This window comes from Nesterenkonia alkaliphila, assembly GCF_009758175.1.
GTDB lineage: Bacteria > Actinomycetota > Actinomycetes > Actinomycetales > Micrococcaceae > Nesterenkonia > Nesterenkonia alkaliphila.
In genome coordinates this window covers 1-3,205 of record NZ_WRPM01000052.1, presented here as the reverse complement: position 1 = coordinate 3,205, position 3,205 = coordinate 1, and the positions used below count along the sequence as shown (strand labels likewise).

3 protein-coding genes are annotated in these 3,205 nt (G+C 63.5%); all 3 read right to left on the bottom strand.

What is annotated here, in order from left to right:
* Positions 1-88: 88 nt before the first annotated feature.
* The 3 genes from GNZ21_RS07700 to GNZ21_RS07690 all read right to left on the bottom strand — a co-directional run bounded on the left by GNZ21_RS07700 (position 89) and on the right by GNZ21_RS07690 (position 3,061).
* Complete coding sequence (locus GNZ21_RS07700) at positions 89-1,300, bottom strand: IS110 family RNA-guided transposase (RefSeq protein WP_198345988.1); 1,212 nt, start codon at positions 1,298-1,300, stop codon at positions 89-91.
* 265 nt (positions 1,301-1,565) lie between these two features.
* Positions 1,566-2,561 carry an IS3 family transposase gene (locus tag GNZ21_RS07695; RefSeq protein WP_229659629.1) on the bottom strand — a complete coding sequence of 332 codons (996 nt, stop codon included), beginning with the start codon at positions 2,559-2,561 and terminating at the stop codon, positions 1,566-1,568.
* A gap of 56 nt (positions 2,562-2,617) precedes the next feature.
* Positions 2,618-3,061: a transposase gene (locus GNZ21_RS07690; RefSeq protein WP_157323008.1), complete on the bottom strand. Its 444-nt coding sequence runs from the start codon at positions 3,059-3,061 to the stop codon at positions 2,618-2,620.
* Positions 3,062-3,205: the final 144 nt, after the last annotated feature.

Below are 3,205 nucleotides of genomic sequence, written 5' to 3'. Positions count from 1 at the left end.
ACTCGCCTGAGCGGTAGCAGGAACCGTTATCGGTCATCACCGCGGTGACGTCGACTCCGATGCCGGAGCCTGATGCTCCTATTGTGTGTCAAGCTGCGGTGAGCCATTTTTCGTAACGGGTTGTCAGCGCTGGCTGGGGCCGGGTTCGGCGCTCGATTTCTGATAGGCGTGCCGGTTTGGTTTTCAAGGCTTCGGCGGCGTCGGTTAGGGTGATCTGCTTCTGGGTGCGCAGTGCCCTGAGGTCGGTACGTTCGGGCGTGGTCCGGTGGAGCAGTACGTGGTGGATTTCGCGGGCGATGGCGCGTTTGAGGCAGCGCAGGATGTCTTTCTTCGAGAGGTTCTCCGCACGTCGGCGCTCGACGTAGGCGCGGGTGCGGGGGTCGTGGCGCATACGGACCAGAGCGATCCGGTGCAGGGCGGAGTTGGCTTGGCGGTCCCCGCCGCGGTTGAGCCGGTATCGGTGGGTCTTTCCGGAGGAAGCGGGGATGGGCGAGGCGCCGCAGAGGTGAGCGAACTTCGCTTCTGTGGTGATCCGGTCAGAGTTGTCGCCGGCGGTGACCAGCAGTTGAGCGCTGGTCACGGTCCCGGAGCCATATACCTCCAGCATGCCGGGGTTGATGGCGGTGACCAGTTGGGTCATTTGGTCCTCGAGCTGGTCGGCTTCGGCGTGAAGACGCTGATAGTCGCGGGCAAGCAGGCGCATGGTGTGCTTTGCTGCGGCAGCCGGATCAGTCATCATGGTGCCGGGCCGGGACGCTGCAAGAGTGTCGATCAGCGTCGGTGTTGTCAGGGACCGAAGCGGTTCCCGAACTGTTTCGGGAGCTGTGACCAGCAGGGACTTGATCACTGTGATCATCCGGGAGGCGGCGCCGATGAGATTGCGGCGGGCCACCAGCAGGTAGCGCAATGCTTCCACCGGTGAGCCGGTATGCTTCGGGATCGAGGTGCCGTCACCGGTGAGGACTTGGCGGGCCGCGGCGATAGCATCGATGGGGTCGGATTTGCCGTCCATGCGCCGCACCTGCCGGGTCGGGCGCAGGACCTCCAGGACGCTGAACCCTTGGGCCAGCAGTGTCCGGGCCAGCTCAGCGCCGTAGGAGTTGGTGCCTTCGACACCAACTGCGGCCAGTCCCTCGACCTCGTGGAGGCGTGTGAGCAGGGCAGCGTGGCCGCGCCGGTCAGTAGTGAACTCCTCGGTGAACTCGACGGCACCCTGGGCTGTCAGCACCGCCAGGGTGTGGGTCTCACTGTGGGTGTCGACCCCGGCAACAGGGCCAGCGGTCACTGGATTGGTATTCATCATCGTCTCTCTTCGTTTGGGCTCTGGGCACATGGGCGGGACGGTTGCCTAGAGCCAGACAGGACGCTGATGAGACGCGTACACTCAGAAATGTCACTTTCAGGTGTCGGTTACGCTCCTATGAGGTCATGACCCCAGGCGAACCGAGCCAGGGCCTGGGAGCCGGAGGGCAGATCAAGCTAAGGACAGACCCCAAGTCACTGGGGTCGTCAGTCAAATCAAGAGTCACTCCGACTCCCAGGCTCTTACCATTATCAGCGTCAAATCAATTGAGACTTGGCGTGCTTGTGTGAGCTTGACTAGTTTTGGGTGATCTGGCCTCGGGGTCGTTGATCGTGGCCCGCTGCGGCAGGCGCGGTGGATAGGGGCGGCGGTGGAACCGTTCGGGGTGGGCAGCATAGGCGGCATCGAGGGTTTGCTGCCGCTGGTCCTGGATGATCTCGGCGGTGCCGGTGTGAACGCTGATCGGGGTGTGTAGCCCGATCCCGGAATGCCGGTGAATGTGGTTGTACCAGTAGGTGAACGTGTTCATCCATGCCCTGGCCTCCCCGATCGAGGCGAACCTCTCGGGGTAATCGGGGGTGTATTTCATCGTCTTGAACTGGGACTCGCTGTAAGGGTTGTCGTTGCTGGTCCGGGGCCGGTTGTGGGACCGGGTGACATCCATATCGGTCAGCAGTGACGCCAAGGGTTTCGAGGTCATCGCCGCACCCCCGTCAGCGTGCAGCCACCCTGGAGCTTGTCCTTGTTCGGTGATGGCCTCGGCGACCAGGTCGGCGGCCAGTTCCCCGTCCTCGAAGGCCTCGACCCGCCAGGCCACTACGCACCGGGAGTAGATATCGAGGACCACATAGGCGTGGTACCAGCTCCCTTTCGCTGGGCCTCTCATTTTCGTGATGTCCCAGGACCAGACTTCATTGGGTCCGGTGGCCACCAGCTCGGGGATCTTCCTGGGTGGATGAGTCGCCTGGGCTCGGCGCTCACCGTTGAGCTTATGGGCGGCGAGGATGCGGTGCATGGTCCGTTCTGAGCACCAGTACCGGCCGGCATCCAGCTCTCGGGCCCATACCTGGGCTACCGAGAGGTCGGAGTACTCGGGGCTGGTCAGTACCCCAAGGATCTCGGCGCGTTCGGCTTCAGTGAGCTCTGCGGGGTGCTGAGCCTTCGGATGGGGCCCATACATCTTTGGCTTGGGATTGGCCTGGCGGTGATGGGTGGCCCTGGACCGGCCCACCAGGGCACAGGCCATTACGATCCCCACCAGCACCGCCAGCAGGGTCGCGGTCTCAGCCTGCCAGCTCCGCCACGCCGCGGCGGTCAGGGCCTGTCCTTCTTGGAGAGCGCTTCCAAAAACGCGACACCTTTTCCCAACACTTCCAACGCCTCCTCCCGCTTGGCGATGGCCTTATCCTTCTTCGCCGACTCCGCCTCCAGCTTGGCGACCTGCTTCTCCAGCTCAGCGATCCGTGCCTGCTCAGGCGTCTTCTTCCCGCGGCGGGGCTTGGGCGTGCTCACCCTGCCCAGTGTTCCGGCTTCCAACTGCTCACGCCACCTTTTGACACTGGCGTCATAGAGTCCCTCCCGGCGCAGTACCAGACCCTTGGACCCAGTCGGGGCCGCCTCGTACTCCGCGAGGATGCGGCGCTTGTACTCGGTGCTGGAATGCCGGCGGACCGGACGGCCTTCCCGCGGCCCTGCAGCCGAGATGCTCTCGGAGCTCTCATCAGTGGCCACCGCAGTTTCTTTGGTGGTGATCGTCATGCTGGGTTCCTCTTCCTCAATGGGGCGCCCCAGCCTCGTAACCATCAGCCCGGGTGTCTCACCTCAGTCTGACGGATAGGGTGCTGTTGAAGAAGGCCCTGGCTCGTTTCCAGAACCCTGCGGCGGTGTGTTTCTTTTCATCGT

Coding starts and splice junctions, on each gene's coding strand:
- GNZ21_RS07700 (WP_198345988.1), bottom strand. CDS start 1,300: ATGAATACCAATCCAGTGACCGCTGGCCCTGTTGCCGGGGTCGACACC.
- GNZ21_RS07690 (WP_157323008.1), bottom strand. CDS start 3,061: ATGACGATCACCACCAAAGAAACTGCGGTGGCCACTGATGAGAGCTCC.